Origin of the sequence: Actinoplanes aureus (genome assembly GCF_015704865.1) — a bacterium.
GTDB classification, from domain to species: domain Bacteria; phylum Actinomycetota; class Actinomycetes; order Mycobacteriales; family Micromonosporaceae; genus Actinoplanes; species Actinoplanes aureus.
The window spans coordinates 27,519-42,465 of record NZ_JADQTO010000049.1 but is presented as its reverse complement, the minus strand read 5'-3'; the positions used below and the strand labels follow the sequence as shown (position 1 = coordinate 42,465).

Annotated in this window: 17 protein-coding genes, 1 tRNA gene and 1 riboswitch; of the genes, 13 read left to right on the top strand and 5 right to left on the bottom strand. The window is 69.0% G+C overall.

Annotation, left to right across the window (positions count from 1 at the left end):
• Positions 1-704 precede the first annotated feature (704 nt).
• Positions 705-780: transfer RNA gene (locus I4J89_RS47060), tRNA-Arg, on the top strand.
• Positions 781-915: 135 nt separating this feature from the next.
• Here I4J89_RS47060 and I4J89_RS47055 read toward each other — a convergent pair.
• Positions 916-1,797 carry a LysR family transcriptional regulator gene (locus I4J89_RS47055; protein ID WP_196420766.1) on the bottom strand — a complete coding sequence of 294 codons (882 nt, stop codon included), beginning with the start codon at positions 1,795-1,797 and terminating at the stop codon, positions 916-918.
• 70 nt (positions 1,798-1,867) lie between these two features.
• Between I4J89_RS47055 and I4J89_RS47050 the strand changes: the two genes are divergently transcribed.
• Positions 1,868-2,236, top strand: a complete 369-nt coding sequence (locus I4J89_RS47050; RefSeq protein ID WP_196420765.1) for a YybH family protein — start codon at positions 1,868-1,870, stop codon at positions 2,234-2,236.
• Positions 2,237-2,293: 57 nt separating this feature from the next.
• Here the strand turns inward: I4J89_RS47050 and I4J89_RS47045 are convergent, their stop codons facing one another.
• Entirely contained in the window at positions 2,294-2,842 is a 549-nt protein-coding gene (locus I4J89_RS47045) for a LysM peptidoglycan-binding domain-containing protein (protein ID WP_196420764.1), read from the bottom strand.
• Between the two features lies 1 nt (position 2,843).
• Positions 2,844-3,016, bottom strand: a riboswitch (cyclic di-AMP (ydaO/yuaA leader).
• Between the two features lie 203 nt (positions 3,017-3,219).
• On the opposite strand from I4J89_RS47045, the gene I4J89_RS47040 reads away from it, so the two are divergent.
• Positions 3,220-4,458: a saccharopine dehydrogenase family protein gene (locus tag I4J89_RS47040; RefSeq protein WP_196420763.1), complete on the top strand. Its 1,239-nt coding sequence runs from the start codon at positions 3,220-3,222 to the stop codon at positions 4,456-4,458.
• A gap of 6 nt (positions 4,459-4,464) precedes the next feature.
• Here the strand turns inward: I4J89_RS47040 and I4J89_RS47035 are convergent, their stop codons facing one another.
• Complete coding sequence (locus I4J89_RS47035; RefSeq protein ID WP_196420762.1) at positions 4,465-5,067, bottom strand: class I SAM-dependent methyltransferase; 603 nt, start codon at positions 5,065-5,067, stop codon at positions 4,465-4,467.
• Between the two features lie 182 nt (positions 5,068-5,249).
• On the opposite strand from I4J89_RS47035, the gene I4J89_RS47030 reads away from it, so the two are divergent.
• From I4J89_RS47030 to I4J89_RS47000, 7 genes are all read left to right on the top strand, one after another.
• Positions 5,250-5,855 carry a GNAT family N-acetyltransferase gene (locus tag I4J89_RS47030; protein WP_196420761.1) on the top strand — a complete coding sequence of 202 codons (606 nt, stop codon included), beginning with the start codon at positions 5,250-5,252 and terminating at the stop codon, positions 5,853-5,855.
• Positions 5,856-5,876: 21 nt separating this feature from the next.
• The gene (locus I4J89_RS47025; protein WP_196420760.1) at positions 5,877-6,971 is read left to right on the top strand and encodes a DNA glycosylase AlkZ-like family protein; all 1,095 of its coding nucleotides are present in this window, start codon (positions 5,877-5,879) and stop codon (positions 6,969-6,971) included.
• Positions 6,972-7,023: 52 nt separating this feature from the next.
• A complete protein-coding gene (locus I4J89_RS47020; RefSeq protein WP_196420759.1) occupies positions 7,024-7,692 on the top strand; it encodes an aspartate/glutamate racemase family protein in 669 nt (222 codons plus the stop codon).
• A 220-nt stretch (positions 7,693-7,912) separates the two neighbouring features.
• The gene (locus tag I4J89_RS47015) at positions 7,913-8,476 is read left to right on the top strand and encodes an O-methyltransferase (RefSeq protein WP_196420758.1); all 564 of its coding nucleotides are present in this window, start codon (positions 7,913-7,915) and stop codon (positions 8,474-8,476) included.
• A gap of 18 nt (positions 8,477-8,494) precedes the next feature.
• Entirely contained in the window at positions 8,495-8,974 is a 480-nt protein-coding gene (locus tag I4J89_RS47010) for a PadR family transcriptional regulator (protein ID WP_196420757.1), read from the top strand.
• Positions 8,971-9,264, top strand: coding sequence for a DUF2218 domain-containing protein (locus I4J89_RS47005; protein ID WP_196420756.1), 294 nt, complete (start codon positions 8,971-8,973; stop codon positions 9,262-9,264). Before I4J89_RS47010 ends, I4J89_RS47005 begins: the two co-directional genes overlap by 4 nt.
• Before the next feature lie 67 nt (positions 9,265-9,331).
• Positions 9,332-10,321: a radical SAM protein gene (locus I4J89_RS47000; protein ID WP_196420755.1), complete on the top strand. Its 990-nt coding sequence runs from the start codon at positions 9,332-9,334 to the stop codon at positions 10,319-10,321.
• A gap of 1 nt (position 10,322) precedes the next feature.
• Here the strand turns inward: I4J89_RS47000 and I4J89_RS46995 are convergent, their stop codons facing one another.
• Entirely contained in the window at positions 10,323-11,492 is a 1,170-nt protein-coding gene (locus I4J89_RS46995) for a zinc-dependent alcohol dehydrogenase (RefSeq protein ID WP_196420754.1), read from the bottom strand.
• Positions 11,489-11,899, bottom strand: coding sequence for a hypothetical protein (locus tag I4J89_RS46990; protein ID WP_196420753.1), 411 nt, complete (start codon positions 11,897-11,899; stop codon positions 11,489-11,491). Before I4J89_RS46990 ends, I4J89_RS46995 begins: the two co-directional genes overlap by 4 nt.
• A 112-nt stretch (positions 11,900-12,011) precedes the next feature.
• Here I4J89_RS46990 and I4J89_RS46985 point away from each other — a divergent pair, with 112 nt between their 5' ends.
• Genes I4J89_RS46985 through I4J89_RS46975 form a run of 3 tightly spaced genes read left to right on the top strand, consistent with a single transcriptional unit; the run spans position 12,012 to position 14,753 of the window.
• Positions 12,012-13,502 carry an MFS transporter gene (locus tag I4J89_RS46985; RefSeq protein WP_196420752.1) on the top strand — a complete coding sequence of 497 codons (1,491 nt, stop codon included), beginning with the start codon at positions 12,012-12,014 and terminating at the stop codon, positions 13,500-13,502.
• Between the two features lie 49 nt (positions 13,503-13,551).
• Positions 13,552-14,004, top strand: coding sequence for a DUF2243 domain-containing protein (locus I4J89_RS46980; protein WP_196420751.1), 453 nt, complete (start codon positions 13,552-13,554; stop codon positions 14,002-14,004).
• The gene (locus tag I4J89_RS46975) at positions 14,001-14,753 is read left to right on the top strand and encodes a cytochrome c oxidase assembly protein (RefSeq protein ID WP_309238788.1); all 753 of its coding nucleotides are present in this window, start codon (positions 14,001-14,003) and stop codon (positions 14,751-14,753) included. Before I4J89_RS46980 ends, I4J89_RS46975 begins: the two co-directional genes overlap by 4 nt.
• Positions 14,754-14,947 lie beyond the last annotated feature (194 nt).

Below are 14,947 nucleotides of genomic sequence, written 5' to 3'. Positions count from 1 at the left end.
GCGGCAGACCTCGTCGTGGTTCGGGTTGTTGTGTGGAAACTCGATCCGAACCCACGACGAGGTCTTTGTGTTGGTATGTCCCTCTAACCGAGCGCGTTGCGTACAGAACTTCTGGCTACCTGCTTAGGGGGCCATCGTCGCCGTTCAGGCTTCGCCGCATGTAGGTGTCTACCGGCTGCGCCAAGTCGGGAAGGTTGGCGTGCTTAAGTCGGACACGTCCCCATAGTCACTCGGACGGCTGCTCCCACTCGCGGTATTCACGATCTCGTAGTGGCGTGATGGTCGCTGTACGGCATCTCATCACGGCGGAAGCCAACATCCGCTCATCGGCTAGAAGGCGGCACCTGATCATGGTGTTCCCGTGTATGCATCCACTACAGGCGGCGATGGGTGGACCGAGATGGGTCGGCGCGCTGGGCCCATCGTCGCCAGCGGCACCTACTGGATAATGCGGCACACGGCGACGAGCAGATGCGGCGTCACGTGCTCCGAATGTGCTCGGGGACGCGTGGTCCCTGCTGGGCAGCCGTGGTCACCACCGGGCACGGATGGTCACCGGGCCGCCGGCGCGCCAGCCGTGTGCTCCACATGTGCTCCACAGGACCGATCAGGGCGGGCAACATCCCAGCTGGTCACGTTTGGGTATGCCTGGGCACCGGTGGTCACCGCTGGTCAGTCCGGGGTCGGGTAGCATGTGCCTTCGCGCCCTCGTAGCTCAGGGGATAGAGCAACGGTTTCCTAAACCGCAGGTCGCAGGTTCGATTCCTGCCGGGGGCACCACTCCACCTCGCGCGAGCGTCCGGCGATGCCCTCAGAGGCTGCCCAGACCCAAAAAATCAGCCACATGCCCGGCCCGGCGGTCGCGTTTACGGCGTCTCGTGGCATGCGATCGCGCGGGGCAGCAGATAACTTCGCTTAACTCGTACCGGAAAATGCTTTTTTGCAATGCCGCAGGAAGGCCGCTAAGGCCGGGCTGCTGCGGTCTTGCCAGACCAGCGCCAGCAGCGCCGGAATCTCGATTCCATCGATGGGGATCGCGGTTAGATCCGGGTAAGCGCCGGCCATTGATTCGCTCAGGATCGCGATGCCCAGGCCGCGCCGGGCCAAGCCGGCGACCGTGTCCGGCGAGGTCGCCACCAGGGCGACCGCCGGATCGATATCGAGCGCGGCGCGGGCCTGGTCGAGCACGTTGCGGATGCCGGTTCCCACCGGCAGGCAAATGATGGGGTACGCCGAAAGCGCGGTTATTGAAATGCGGCCTCGGGCTGCCAGTTCACTGTTCGGCGGGGTCAGCGCGATCAGCCCGTCGCTGGTGATCACGTGCGTCAGGAGGTGTTCTGGTGGCTTGCCGGCCAGGCCGACCAGGGCCATGTCGAGGCTGCCGGAGCGCACGCGGGCGACTAGTTGGTCGGAGTTCTCCTCGACCAATTCGAGTTCGATGTTCGGATGATCCTGGTGGAACTCGGCAAGCGCATCGAAGAGGGGCGCTACCTCGCAGCCGATCACCATGCCTACGGTGAGGCGGCCGCGGATGAGTCCTTTCACGTCGTCGATCGCGTCGCGCAGGTCGGCGGCCGCGTCGAGGGCGGCGCGGGCATGGCGAAGGGCGGCCGAGCCGGCCTCGGTGAGCCGCGCGGTGCGTCCGGTGCGGTCGAAGAGAGGGGCGCCGAGCTCGTGTTCCAGGGCTTTGATCTGGGCACTTACCCCGGATTGGGTGATGTGTACGCGTTCGGCGGCGCGGGTGAAGTTGGCCGTCTCGGCGACCGCGACGAAGTATTCCAGCTGCCGCAAGTCCATGACTGGCGATTGTAGTTGCTATTAGAACTATGCGTTGGACTTGTCGTTCGCTCCACGGAAGGCTTGGGACATGACCGATCGCGAGAAGGCGTACCGACCTGAGGATCTGACCCGACTGTTCGTGGAGCGTGCCAACGCCAAGGACGCCGAGGGCCTCGCGCTGCTGTATGAGGTGGATGCCGTGATGGCGTTCCCGCCGGGCAGTCAGACGCGCGGGCGTAAGGCGATCCAGCAGCTGTGGGAGCAGCTGTTGCCGCAGATGCCGCGGTTCGAGCCGGAGCAGCCATTGCCCACCCTGGTGAGTGATGACCTCGCGCTGACCTCGACCCCACCCAAGGACGGGTCCGGGGCTCGCGCGCAGGTGGTGCGACGGCAGCCCGACGGGTCGTGGCTGCGCGTGCTCGACCAGCCGGAGTTCGTCCGGCCGGATGTCCACTGAGGTCAGTGGCTCGCGCCGGTTCCGGCTGCCCCGGGCGGGACAGCCGGAACCCGACGTTCAGACCGCGAGTCGCTGGCCCGCGTGAAGGAGGTGCGGATTGGTCAGTACCCCGTCATTGGCCCGGTAGAGGGCACGCCAACCACCAGGGAAGTCGTAACGGTTGGCGATGCCGGCGAGGGTGTCGCCGGGGCGCACGACGTGGATACGCGTGGACGCCGCTGAGGTCTTTCGAGCCGTTGCCTTCGTGGACTTGACCGGCTTGTATGCGTTTCGCTTGCCGCAGTGCGGCCAAGCGCCGAGGCCCTGACCGCGGAGTACGCGCTCGGCGACCAGAATCTGTTCGGCCTTGGTGGCCCGGTTCGCCGTGGTCGCGTACTTCGCGCCGCCGTAGGCGCGCCATGTCCCGCGGCTGAACTGAAGGCCGCCGTAATAGCCGTTACCAGTGTTGATGCGCCAGTTTCCGCCTGACTCGCAGCGGGCTATGGCGTCCCAGTTGACGCTCGCAGCTTGAGCGGGAGAGGCGGGAGCGAGAAGTGCCACGGATCCGGCAAGGCCGGCGGCGACCATGCCGAGGGCACGGTGAAGCTGCTTGTGGATCTGAACCATGTCAGTTGTCCTCCACGCCTGCGAGGTCAGCTGTCGGGTTCGGGCAGAGGTGCCCGGCCGCAGGTCGCGGCTTCACCCCGAGGCGCCTAAGCGCCGAGGAACTCTTGGGTCCCCCGCTCCATGCCTTGGGTTTCTCGATCCGTGGTCGGCGGCAGGATTCGGCGTTCCGACCACGGTGTCCGCGATTGCGGACTGCCGACGGTAGCCACCACCCGACGAGGCTGGCCATGCCTGCAAGCGGGGCCGGTGAACTTGTTCTCATAAATTAGCCGTTTTGATCTTGCTTTGTGTGAATAACTCCATAGATTTCGGGGTGTTGATTACTGATCGGTAACCACTGGTGCGGAGCCTCCACCGAGGGTGCACAATCGGCAGCCATGAGCGATGGAACGCGCGAGTTCGACGTGATCGTCTACGGTGCCACCGGCTTCGTCGGCGTCCTGGTGGCCCGGTATCTCGCCGGCCACGCACCAGCCGGGACCCGGATCGCGCTGGCCGGACGCTCACCGGCGAAACTGGAGTCAACCCGGTCCGGGCTGGGCGTCGACTGGCCGATCATCGTCGCGGATGCCACCGACGCCGAGGCGCTGGCCGCGATGGCCGTCCGCACGCGGGTCGTCATCACCACCGCGGGGCCGTATGCGAAGTACGGTCGGATCCTCGCGCGCGCCTGCGCCGAGGCAGGCACTGACTACGTGGATCTCACCGGCGAAGTTATCTTTGCCCGGGACAGCATCGACGAGAACCACGAGGTCGCCCGGCGCACCGGGGCACGAATCGTGCATTCGTGCGGTTTCGACTCGATTCCGTCGGACATCGGAGTCCACGTGCTACATCGGCTCGTCGAGGCGGACGGTGCCGGTGAGCTCACCGACACCACACTCGTGGTGACGAGTATGCGTGGCGGCGTCAGCGGCGGCACGATCGACTCGATGCGCAACCAGGTCGACGTGATGAAGCGGGATCCTCGACTGCGCAAGATCGGCGCGAGTCCGTACTCATTGAGCCCGGACCGTGCGGCGGAGCCCGACCTCGGCCGGCAAACGGACATGGTCACGCTGCCGGCATCCGAAGTGGACCCCAGCCTGCGTGGTCACCTGGCTCCGTTCGTGATGGCGTCCTACAACACCCGGATCGTCCGGCGCAGCAACGCGTTGCGTGGGTGGGCGTACGGTCGGCGGTTCCGCTACCGGGAGGCGATGAGCGTCGGAGCCTCCGCGCTCTCCCCCGTGCTGGCCTTCGGCACGAAGGTCGCGTTGAGCGGCCTGATCGTCGGGCTGGCGCTGCCGCCGACCCGGTTCCTGCTGGATCGCGTGCTGCCGAAGCCGGGCACCGGGCCCAGCGAGCGCACCCAGAGCACCGGGCACTTCACCATGGACATCTTCACCACCACGACCGAGGGGGCGCGCTACACCGCGAGGTTCCGTGCCAAGGGCGATCCGGGGTACGCGGCGACGGCCATCATGCTCGGCGAGTCCGCGCTCGCCTTGGCTCTCGACCGGGACAAGCTGCCGCCGTCCGAGGGTGGCGTGCTCACGCCCGCCACGGGCATCGGGGACGCCCTGGTGGATCGGCTTCGCGCCGCCGGCATTGAGATCACTGCCCGCAAGCAGTGATGCCCGTCAGCTCGGCCGGCGTGCGATGAACTCGAAGACGTGCCAGTGCTTCGGTCCGCCGAACGCCGGGCCAGGCGCGTCCTCCTCGTGCCAGTGCTCGATCTCCAGGCCGTCGACCAGCGAGCGCGCCTCGGCTACGCCGAAGAACGTCATCGCGGGATCGCCGGCCCAGGAGTCATGCTCACCAAAGACGTTGACCGCCAGCCGGCCGCCCGGTCGCAGCCGGGACCGCAGCACCGTCCACAACCGATCGAACGACTCCCGCCGCTGGTAGGGCAGCGAGTAGCCGGCGTGAATCAGGTCGGCCTCGGGCAGGCTGGACAGGTCCTCGAAGCCGCTCGTCCGTACCGTCAAGGCCGGGTGCCGGCCGCCGATCGCGCGCAGCAGGAGCGCCTCGGTTCCCGGCTCGCTGTCGATCGCCAGCACACGCCAGCCGGCATCGAGCAGTGCGCGCGTCTCCCGGCCGGCGCCGCATCCGAGGTCGATCGCGGTGCGCCCGTTACCGGGCCCGGCCAGGGTCATGGCCCGCCGGCACAGATCCCGGACCGGCCGCGTGGTCTGGCCGGAGTTGTACCTGGCCCAGTGGCCGGTGGTGTGACGGTCCGACATGGCCTGATCATGCCGGTCCCACGAAGATCCGGCAAAGGTGGCAAAGCCTCCCCATAGCCTGCGATCCCCGGCAGGTCAAGGGCGGTATCGAGGAGCCGACGCAATCGAAGCAAAGAAGCATGCCGGACCTTTATATCGATCGCTACTAGCCCGAACCAGGCCCATATGGGCAGGATTCTGACGTGACCGCCAGCCCTCTGCCCTATCCGCTGAGGTTGACGGGAACCGGCATCGTTCTGCGTGAGTGGCGCCCCGACGACCTGGCAGATCTGGTCACCCTGCTGGACGAGCCGGAGATCGCGCGCTGGACGCCGATGCCGTCACCGTTCGACGCCGAGTCCGGACTCGCCTACCTCAAACGCGCCTACCACGGCCGCACCAACGGCAGCCGCATCCAGCTCGCCATCACCGAGGACGGTGGCCGTCCGCTGGGCGAGGTGCTGCTCTTCGGCGTGAACGCCGATCTCCGCGAGGCGGAGCTCGGATACCTGGTGGGCCAACCCTACCGGCAGCGCGGCCTCGCATCGGCCGCGCTTGCCGCACTTTCCGGGTACGCGTGCGGCACGCTCCGCCTGCGCCGGCTGCTCTTGCGGATCGACCCGCAGAACACGGCGAGCACCTCGGTGGCCCGCCGGTGCGGCTACTGGCTGACCGGTGAGGCGCCGATCCACCAGGAGGGTCCGTACGGGCCGATCCGGCTGGAAACTTGGGAGTACGTCGACGGCCGGTCCGGCACCCGCCCGGAACGCCGCGGAAATGTCGCAGCCCGGAGGTACGGTCGCCGGTAAGTCGACTCGGGGGGAGTGCCGATGATCAACGTGGATCGGGTGCGGGTGATGGCGTACCGGGTTGCCGCTCTGGGGTTAGCGGATCGCACCGCCGACCGGCCGGCCGACCTGCCGGTGCTGGACCTCGGCATCCAGGAGTACACGCCGGGTTCACCGCAGGTCGCCCTCACCGCACGCAGCAGCGCCGAGCCCGAGGACGAGCGGCTGATCAGCGTCTGGGCCGCCCGCGGCGCGCCACACCTGCACCGGCGAGCCGACCTGCCGGCGCTGGTGCGGCAGCTCTGGCCGCTCACCGACGCCGACGCCAGCGCACGGATCAACAGCGCGCAGATCCCCGACGGTGTGCCCCTGGGGATCCGGGCGTTCACGGTCACGGCCGAGGCGTTCCGCGAGGTGGTGACGGCCCCGATGCCCCGCGGCGACGCGAGCACCGAGGTGAGCCGGCGGGTGCCGGCCGAGCTGACGTATGAGTGTCGTGGCTGCCAGGCTCGGCACATCGCCGGCAACGTCTGGCAGCACGCCGGCCTGGGCGGCGGGGTCGAGGTGCTCTCCCGTGGCCGCGACGCCCTGCTCGGTCCGATTCCGGACGCTCCCCCGATGCCGGCGGCGAACGCCGGGATCGACCGGCTGATCGAGACCTACCTGGGTTACCTCGGCCCAGCGACCCCGGCGGAGGTGGCGAAGTACCTGGGCAGTTCGACCGCCGAGATCCGCAAGGTGTGGCCGGCCGATCTGGTCGAGGTCCGGGTGGACGGTAAGAAGGCGTGGCTGCCGGAGGCGCGCGTCGCCGATCTGGAGTCGGCCGCGGCGCCGCACGGTGTCCGCTGGCTTCCCGGCATGGATCCGCTGCTGCAGGCGCGTGATCGGGATCTGCTGCTGCCCGGCCGGGAGCGCCAGAAACAGGTGTGGCGGCCGCTCGGCAACCCCGGTGTGCTGCTGGTCGACGGCGAGATAGCCGGCGTGTGGCGCGCCCGGATGGCCGGCCGTAAACGGGTCGACCTGGCCGTGACCCCGTTCGATTCGTTCGACGCCGGCCGGCGCAAACGGATCGAGAGCGAGGCCGCCGAGGTAGCTCGGGCCCGCGGTGTTCCGGAGGCGGTCGTTGCCTATGACTGACCTGCGAAGGAGCCGCCTAGCGGCGTGATTGTGTGGCCTGCCACACTGCGGCGTGGCCACGATCGGGTTTCTGCACACCGCCCATGCGCATGTCGCGACGTTCAAGCAGCTCATCGCGGAGATGGGGCCTGGGCAGGAGGACCTGCACATGGTCGATCAGCGTCTGCTGGCCGACGCGCAGGCCCATGGCGTGACACCGCAGCTGGCCGGGCGGGTGGAGAGCCGGCTGGGCGCGCTCGTGGCCGGCGGCGCCGACCTGATCGTCTGCACCTGTTCCACGATCGGCGCGGTCGCCGAGAGTGCGGCGGTGGGGGTGCGGGTCCTGCGAGTGGACCGCCCGATGGCCGACGCGGCGGTGGCCGCCGGTCGGTGGATCGGCGTGCTGGCCACCGCCGAGTCCACCTTGGAGCCGACGTTTCAGCTGCTCCGGGAGAGTGCGGCCCGGGCCGGCGTGGAGGTGACGCTGGTTGCTGGGCGCGGCTTCTCCGCCTGGCAGTATTTCGAGTCCGGCGACCTGGAGCGCTACTACGCGGAGATCGCAATCGAGGCCCGCAAGCTGGCGCCCGGCCTGGACGTGATCGTCTTCGCGCAGGCGAGCATGGCTCCGGCTGCGGCGCTGCTCGACGATCTTCGCGTGTTCACCAGCCCGCGGGCGGCGGTGAGCGCGGCGGTGGCCGAGGCGGTGGCGATAGACGCGGAATCCGAGGGCGATCACGACTGACGATCTGCCGGGTGGTCGGCCCGGCACGCGACAGCTCCGGGTCTCTGAGCGATGACGACCTGCTCGGTAGCGCTCCGGGGACGCGACAGCTCCGGTTTCGGAGAGCGACGACGAACTACTCGCCGGCACACAATCCGGCGACGACGACCCGCTCGCCAGCAACCCCACCGCACGACAAATCCGGTTTCTAAGGACACTCACGCCTGACAGGCTCCCGGCCATGCAGAGCACACCGATCGGCGTGACCGAAGCCGTGACCAGGGCAGAAACCGCCGCCTTCTCGTACTCCTCGGAGCCGGAGGCCGGCCGGCTGCTGGCCGCACTGGCTGCGGCCGTGCCCACCGGCGGGCGGATTCTCGAACTAGGCACCGGCATCGGCGTCGGCGTGGCCTGGATCCTGCACGGACTCGGCAATCGCACCGATGTCGAGGTCGTCACCGTGGAGTACGACGAGGCGACCGCAGCCATCGCCGCGCAGGCCGCCTGGCCGCCGTGGGTCGGGCTACGGATCGGCGACGCCGAGCAACTGCTTCCCAAACTAGGCACCTTCGACCTGATCTTCGCTGACGCACCGGCGGGCAAGTGGACCGGACTCGACCTCACCATCGCCGCGCTCGCGCCACGCGGCGTGCTGCTCGTCGACGACATGGATCTCGCTCGCTACCACAACCCCGAGCACGTGGCGAGCGTCGAGAACGTCCGGCGGACCTTGCTGACCGATCCACGGCTGACAGCCGCCGACCTGCCGACCGGAAGCGGGTTCATCTTGGCGACCCGACACTAACGATATATCGTTACCGTCATGAGAGGTTACGGCCGCCGGATGCCGCGCGGCGACGTGCGTACCGCGGTTCTCCTTCTGCTGGCCGAGCAGCCCATGCACGGCTACCAGTTGATGCACGCGATCGCCCACCGCACCGGCGGCCGCTGGCAGCCCAGCCCGGGCGCGATCTATCCGACGATCAGCCAGCTGGAGGACGAGGGCCTCGTCTCGGTGACAGCGAGCGCGGGCCGCAAGCTGGCGACGCTAACCGCAGCCGGCCGGGAACACATCAGCGAGAACTCCGGCACCTGGTCCGACCCCTTCACCGCGTTCCCGGAGCGATCCGGCTCCACCGACCTGCGGCCCCTGCTGGAGCAGGTGCACGACGCCGCACGCCAGGTCGGGCGGACCGGCACCGAGGCCCAGGTCACGGCCGCCGCACGCATCCTGGCCGACACCCGCAAGGCGCTCTATCTGCTGCTGGCCGAAGGGCCCGACGCACCCGAGGAGACACCATGACCCAGTACATCGCGACCGCGAGCGTCGCCACCGGCAACGCACCGCGCTACGCCAAGCAGCTCGCCTCCCACCTGGGCCGGCGCAGCGAGATCAAGGAGCTCGGCGAGGACATCGCCATCGTGCTGACCGTCGGCGAGTGCCGCCTGCACAGCACCGAGGCCGCCCTCGAGCTGACCGCCACCGCCGGCAGCGACGACGACCTACGCACGGTGACCCGCGTCGTCGGCTCCCACCTGGAGCGCTTCGGCCAGCGCAACGAGCTGGCCGTCGACTGGCGGTTCGCGGCGTAACCAAGGGGGCAACCTTTACCCGTACCCCGGCTGGTTTTTTGTGGCCCGGGATGGGCATGCCCGCCGCATGCCTGTCGAGCTGGACCCTCCGCTCCCCGCCCACCTTCAGGTGGAAGTGACCGCGGCCTGCAATCTGCGCTGCACCATGTGCCTGGTGCGCTACCGCCCGCCGGTCAACAAGCTGGCCGGCGCCATGCCGCCGGAGCTCTATCACCGCCTGGTCGATGAGGTGCCGTTGCGGCAGCTCACCCTGCAGGGTCTGGGCGAGCCGCTGCTCTCGCCCTACCTGCCGGAGATGATCGCGGCCGCTGTGCACCGGAAGATCCGGGTCGGGTTCAACACCAACGCCACGCTGCTGAACCGGCGCCGGGCCGAGGAGCTGGTGGCGAGCCGCGTCGACTGGCTGCATGTGTCGCTGGACGGAGCGAGCGCGGGGGCCTACGAGGCGATCCGCGAGGGTGCCCGCTTCGACACGGTGATCGAGAATCTGCGAGGGCTGGTGCGGGCCAAGCGGGACGCCGGCAGCGCGACGCCGTGGATCCGGGTGGTCTTCGTGGCGATGCGGGACAACGTGGCTGAGCTGCCGGATCTGGTACGGCTTCTCGGCGAGATCGGCGTCGACGAGCTGCGCGTGCAGAACCTGTCGCACAGCTTCGACGACACCGATCCGGCCGGGCGGTACCAGGAGATCCGCTCCTTCACAGCCGACCAGGCACTGTGGACCGGCGCGGATCTGGAGCTGGCCGGGAACGCTTTCGCCGAGGCTGCCCGGATCGCGGCCGACCAGGGCGTACGGCTACGGCTGCCGAACTTCCGCGACGAGGGTGGCGGCGGCTGCACCTGGCCCTGGGACGCGGCCTACATCACGAGCTCCGGCATGGTGCAGCCGTGCTGCATGGTGATGGGCGACGACCGGGTCTCGCTGGGCAGCCTGACCGAGGCGGGCTTCCCGGAGATCTGGCGGGGTGAGCCGTACCGGGACTTCCGCCGGCGGCTGGCGAGCGCCGAACCGCCGGCGGTCTGCAAGGGGTGTTCCCTCTACCACCACACCTTCTGAGCTACGGGAGGAAGACCGCCCGTACGCAGCCGTCCTCCTTCTCCTTGAAGATGCGGTAGCCCTCGGGCGCCGAGTCCAGCGGCATCACGTGCGTGGCGAGGTGTTCCGTGGTCAGTTCGCCCTTCGCCATCCGTTGCAGCAACATCGGGATGTAGCGCTGGCCGTGCATCTGGGCGCCCCGCACGGTGAGGCCCTTGTTCATCAGGGCGCCGAGCGGGAACTTGTCGACGAAGCCGGCGAAGACGCCGAGGACGAAGACCGAGCCGCCCTTGCGGCAGGCGTGGATCGCGTCGCGCACCGCCACCGGCCGGTCGGTCTGCATCCGCAGCTGCTGTTTCAGCTGGTCGTACCCGAATTGCAGGCCCGGCGAGTGTGCTTCCATGCCGACCGCCTCGATGCAGACGTCCGGGCCCCGGCCACCGCTGCGCTCCCGCAGTTCGGCGGCGACGTCGGTGCTCTCGTAATTGAGCGTCTCGGCGCCGATGTGCTTCTCCACCTGGTGCAGGCGGTTGTCGAGGCGGTCGATCACGATCACCCGGTTGGCGCCGAGCAGGACCGCTGCCCGGGCCGCCATCTGGCCCACCGCCCCGGCACCCCAGACCGCCACCACGTCACCGGGCTGTACGCCACCGAGGTCCGCTCCCATCCAACCGGTCGACGCGGAGTCGGACGCGAACACGGCACGCTCGTCGCTCACCTCGTCCGGGATGGTGAACGCGCCCACGTCGGCGAACGGCACCCGGATGTACTCGGCGTGGCTGCCGGCGTTGCCGCCCATCGCGTGCGAGTAGCCGTAGCAACCGCTCGGCGCCTGGCCCCACAGCGTCTCGGTGATGGCCGGGTTGGTGTTGCCGTTGTCGCAGAGCGAGTAGAGCTTCTGGTCGCAGTACCAGCAGCTGCCGCAGGCGATGAAGGACGAGACCACCACCCGGTCGCCGACCCGGTGCCGGCGCACGTCCGGGCCCACCTCGACGACCTCGCCGAGGAATTCGTGGCCGAGCACGTCACCCTTCTGCATGAAGGGGATGTAGCCGCCCAGCAGGTGCAGGTCAGAACCGCAGGTCACGGTCCGGGTCACCTTGACGATCATGTCGCCGGGGTTGCGCAGTTCCGGGTCCGGGACGTTGCCCACCGCCAGCTTGTTCACGCCCAGCCATTGCAGCGCCTTCACAGCAGCCCTCCCTCACGGCCGCGCCGGGTGGCGGCCTGCAACGGCCGGTTCCACAGGGTCGGCACCGTGGTGGCCGGTCCGTAGGGCAGCAGGACGTCACCGGCCTCCAGCAGGGAGCGGGTCTCTCGCAGGGCGCGGCGTACCTCCCCGCTGGTGACGTCGGATCCTTCGGGGATGCGTACGGCGATCTCGGTGCCGCGGTCACCGGGCGCGGCTCGCAGCTGAACCTCGACCCGGTCCGCGATCTCCTTCAGTGACCCGGGCAGCGGCGCGCTCTCCAACTCGGGCAGAGGCCGGTAGACGGTCACCACATGGCGATGTCCGCCGTCGCCGGCGCGAGCCGAGCGTCGCTTCCGGGCCACGATCGCGGCTCCGGCCGCGATCGGCACAACAATCAAAAAAGCCATCCTGGTACGCACGTCCGAGGGCTTACCTCGAGGAGCGGGGACTAAACCGCCATGGGTAGCTGTGAACTTCCTGGGTACTTCGTGACGACATCACGACCTTGGAGGTGTGTTCATGGCGCAGGACCTCGGCTCTCAGGCCCCCGCCTCCGGAACCATCCGGAGTCTGATACCGGCCCGCATCGACCGGCTGAGCTGGTCACCGTTCCACACCCGGATCATCCTGGCGCTGGGCACGGCGTGGGTCCTCGATGGACTCGAGATCACCGTGGCCAGCGCGGTCGGCCCGGTCCTGGCCGAGCAGGAGACGTTGGCTTTGAGTTCGACCCAGGTCGGCCTCATTGCCACTGTCTATCTGCTCGGCGAGGTGTTCGGCGCGCTCTTCTTCGGCCGGCTCTCCGACGCGCTCGGCCGCAAGAACCTGTTCATCATCACCCTCGGGGTCTACCTCGGCGGCAACGCACTCACCGCGTTGACCTGGGGTAACGGCCCTGCCGCGCTGGTCTTCCTGTATCTCACGAGATTCATCGCCGGAGCCGGTATCGGCGGCGAATACGCCGCGATCAACTCCGCGATCGACGAGATGATGCCGGCCAAGTACCGCGGGCGCGTCGACATCGGTGTCAACGGCACCTACTGGGGTGGCGCGATCATCGGCACGCTCGGCACCTACATCCTGCTCAACAACATGGACCTGAACTGGGCCTGGCGGATCGGCTTCCTGATCGGCCCGGTCATCGGTCTGGCCATCTGGGGCCTGCGCCGGCACCTGCCGGAGAGCCCGCGCTGGCTGATCATGCACGGCCGCGAGGACGAGGCCGAGGAGAACATCGCCCGGATCGAGCGGGCCGTCGAGGCCTCCGGCCAGACGCTGCCGCCGCTGGACGAGTCGAAGGCGATCGACATCCGGCCCAGCCGGCCGCACGGCTATCTCTCGCTGCTGCGGGTGCTGTTCCGGGTCTATCCCTCCCGGTCGACGCTGGGTGCCACGCTCATGATCACGCAGTCGTTCCTGTACAACGCGATCTTCTTCACCTACACGCTGGTGCTGACCAAGTTCTACGGTGTCGACGAGAAGACCGCTCCGCTCTACCTGGTGGCTTTCGCGGCCGGCAACCTGATCGGTCCGCTCACCATCGGCCGGCTCTTCGACACGGTCGGCCGGCGCAAGATGATCGCCGGCACCTACATCCTCTCCGGCGTCCTGCTGGCGATCACCGCGGTGCTCTTCCATCAGGGTGTGCTGAACGCGACGACGCAGACGATCGCCTGGAGCGTCATCTTCTTCTTCGCGTCGGCGGGTGCCAGCTCGGCGTACCTGACGGTCAGCGAGATCTTCCCGCTGGAGATCCGGGCCCAGGCCATCGCGGTCTTCTTCGCCATCGCGCAGTGCTTCGGCGCCATCGGCCCGGTCTTCTACGGCGCGCTCATCGGCGAGGGCGAGGACCCCGGCCGGCTCTTCATCGGCTTCCTGATCGGCGCCGCGGTCATGGCGGTCGGCGGCATCGTCGAATGGATCATCGGCATCGACGCCGAGGGCAAGTCGCTGGAGGACGTGGCGACGCCGCTGTCCGCCGTCTCGACCCGCCCACGAGCCACCGGCTGATCCGCCGGGTCCAAGGTATACGCAGGCCCGGGAGGGGTAGTCGGCTCGCATGAGACGCCTGCTACGCACCCCGGGCCTGCTGCTCGGCATCGGCCTCGGTGGATTCCTCGACGGCATCGTGCTCCACCAAGTCCTCCAGTGGCATCACATGCTCTCCAGCTGGCGCTCCCCGGACACCCTGCCGGGCCTGCGGATGAACACCCTGTGGGACGGCCTGTTCCACGTGGTGGCGTGGCTTTTCGTCCTCGCCGGCATCGGCACGCTCTACGCCCGGGTCACCCGGAATCACCGGCAGGCCTGGACGTCCGGCGCGCTGTGGGGCTGGGCGCTGGTCGGCTGGGGTCTGTTCAACCTCGTCGAGGGCCTGATCGACCATCAGATCCTCGGCGTGCATCACGTCCATCCCGGCCCGCACCAGCTCGGGTGGGACCTGGGCTTCCTGGCCCTGGGCGCCGCGCTGATCGGCGCCGGGTGGGCACTCCAACGGCGCGCGGCGCCGTGACCGCTCACTCTCCCGGCGGCGGCGCGGGCTTGCTGCTGGTCCTGCTTCTGGCGTTCGGGTACGAGCTGACCGCACTGCACGCCCCGGGCTGGAGCCGGTGGCGCGCCGCCTCGTTCCTGACCGGCTGCGTCGTCCTGCTGATCGGCCTCGCCCTGCCGGCACACAGCATGACCGACCACATGCGCGGCCACCTGCTGATCGCCATGATCGCCCCGCTGGGTCTGATCCTCGGAGCGCCGGTGACGCTGCTGCTGCGTACCCTCCCGGTGCCCACGGCCCGGCGCCTGACCCGGCTCCTGCGCTCCGGCCCGGCCCGCTTCATGGCCCACCCGGTGACCGCGCTGGTCCTGGTGATCGGCGGCCTGCCGCTGCTGGCCCTGCCCGCGGCACACGCGCACCCGCTGGTCCTAGCGCACTTCCTACTCGCCGGCTGCCTGTTCGCCTGGGTGATCGCCGGAGCGGACCCGGCACCGCATCGTCCCACGGTGCCGGTGCGCCTGGTGATCCTCGGCGTAGCGATCGCCGCCCACGCCATCTTCGCGCAGATCCTCTACGCGACCGCGCCCGGCGACGACCAGCGCACCGCCGCCACCCTCATGTACTACGGCGGCGACCTCGCGGAGCTGCTGCTCGCCTTCGCCGTCGTGCAGTCCCGCACCCCAAGAAGGTCCGCTCACGCTCCCTTTGAGGTACGCGTGACCGGCCGTTCCGCCGAAACGATCCCGTCCCCGCTCTCCCGCGCGAGCTGACCACCGCGCACTGCCCCACCGCGACCGCCGGGAAACACCAGTCCGTCGCGCTGCGGGCAGGACCCGGCGCGGTTGCTCGCCACGTAGACGACGGCGATTGCCCACGTTCGCCGCCGTAACCGCCAGGTGATGCTGTTTCCCGGCGGTCGCGTTGGGGCGGTGAGGGAAGGCCGGGGCTCGCGCCGGGAGAGCGG

Coding starts and splice junctions, on each gene's coding strand:
- I4J89_RS47040 (WP_196420763.1), top strand. CDS start 3,220: ATGAGCGATGGAACGCGCGAGTTCGACGTGATCGTCTACGGTGCCACC.
- I4J89_RS47045 (WP_196420764.1), bottom strand. CDS start 2,842: ATGGTTCAGATCCACAAGCAGCTTCACCGTGCCCTCGGCATGGTCGCC.
- I4J89_RS47005 (WP_196420756.1), top strand. CDS start 8,971: ATGACCCAGTACATCGCGACCGCGAGCGTCGCCACCGGCAACGCACCG.
- I4J89_RS47050 (WP_196420765.1), top strand. CDS start 1,868: ATGACCGATCGCGAGAAGGCGTACCGACCTGAGGATCTGACCCGACTG.
- I4J89_RS47055 (WP_196420766.1), bottom strand. CDS start 1,797: ATGGACTTGCGGCAGCTGGAATACTTCGTCGCGGTCGCCGAGACGGCC.
- I4J89_RS47015 (WP_196420758.1), top strand. CDS start 7,913: ATGCAGAGCACACCGATCGGCGTGACCGAAGCCGTGACCAGGGCAGAA.
- I4J89_RS47010 (WP_196420757.1), top strand. CDS start 8,495: ATGAGAGGTTACGGCCGCCGGATGCCGCGCGGCGACGTGCGTACCGCG.
- I4J89_RS46985 (WP_196420752.1), top strand. CDS start 12,012: ATGGCGCAGGACCTCGGCTCTCAGGCCCCCGCCTCCGGAACCATCCGG.
- I4J89_RS47000 (WP_196420755.1), top strand. CDS start 9,332: ATGCCTGTCGAGCTGGACCCTCCGCTCCCCGCCCACCTTCAGGTGGAA.
- I4J89_RS47035 (WP_196420762.1), bottom strand. CDS start 5,067: ATGTCGGACCGTCACACCACCGGCCACTGGGCCAGGTACAACTCCGGC.
- I4J89_RS46980 (WP_196420751.1), top strand. CDS start 13,552: ATGAGACGCCTGCTACGCACCCCGGGCCTGCTGCTCGGCATCGGCCTC.
- I4J89_RS46990 (WP_196420753.1), bottom strand. CDS start 11,899: ATGGCTTTTTTGATTGTTGTGCCGATCGCGGCCGGAGCCGCGATCGTG.
- I4J89_RS47025 (WP_196420760.1), top strand. CDS start 5,877: ATGATCAACGTGGATCGGGTGCGGGTGATGGCGTACCGGGTTGCCGCT.